This window comes from Phyllobacterium brassicacearum (assembly GCF_003010955.1).
Lineage (GTDB): Bacteria > Pseudomonadota > Alphaproteobacteria > Rhizobiales > Rhizobiaceae > Phyllobacterium > Phyllobacterium brassicacearum.
The window spans coordinates 1-986 of the sequence record NZ_PGGO01000067.1 but is presented as its reverse complement, the minus strand read 5'-3'; the positions used below and the strand labels follow the sequence as shown (position 1 = coordinate 986).

The following is a 986-nucleotide window of genomic DNA, read 5'->3' as shown; positions in this document are numbered from 1 at the left end:
AGCTTGTCCTGGCGAGCCCTGAGTTCGACGATCTTCGAGCCTTGCGCGGGGGCGGCATTGGCGCTGGTGATCAGTTCGCCCTTCTTGATCGGGGCGGTGACGCTGCCGCCCTGCAAAAGGCCACAGGGGATGGCGCCGGCCGAGCGCGCTTCGCCCGCGGTCATGATCCACGCGCGGTAGCAATATTCGCCGATGGCATCGAGCCTGTCGCCGGGTTTGAGGTCCTTCTTGGCCACGGCGCAGACCTCGGCCACCGGTTTGGCCAGCGGCACCATGTCGGCCTTGCCGTAGAGCACGACCCGGGCGCAGGTCAGCGGCACCTCGAGCGAGGTCAGATGATAGGGCCGGTGGAAGGTGAAGTACGGACCCTTGCCCATCTTCAGGTCTTCCATGCGCTCCGATATGCGCGGATGCGACATGTCGGCAACGACGAAGACACCCGGCGCGACGCCCTTGCCGATCGAATAGTCGACGACACCGACCTTCGATAAGACGCCGCCATCCTTTTCCGGCACAAGCACCTTGGACAACTGGTCGAGCGTTGCCGCCGGGCCATGCATACCGGGCTTGTCAGGGACGAGCCCGGTGGCATTGGCGATCGCCGCCATCTCCACCATGGTCTTCGAGCCGTCGACGAATTCGACCAGCATGCGCACATTCATGTGGCGGCGTCTGGCTTCTTCCTCGTAATCGTCGGGGATCGCATCGATGTTGAGCGGGTTGTTCTTGCCCTTGCCGGCGGCAACGATCGGATGGCCCATGGCCGAGACGAATTCGATCAGCTCCATGCACGAGGAAGGCTCATCGCCAGCGCCGAGCGAATAGGTGACGCCGAGCCGGTCGGCCTCGCTTTTCAGATAGGCGCCGATGGTCACATCCGCCTCGACATTCATCATGACCAGATGCTTGCCGTGCTCCATCGCCTTCAAGCCGATCTCGGCCCCGACCGCCGGCACCCCGGTCGCATCGATGACCACATCGATCAG

At 63.7% G+C, this 986-nt stretch carries 1 protein-coding gene; it reads right to left on the bottom strand.

All coding sequences use genetic code 11. From position 1 onward, the window contains the following. On the bottom strand, window positions 1-986 hold a 986-nt coding region (locus tag CU102_RS28260; protein WP_106714346.1), incomplete at both ends, for an NAD(P)H-dependent oxidoreductase.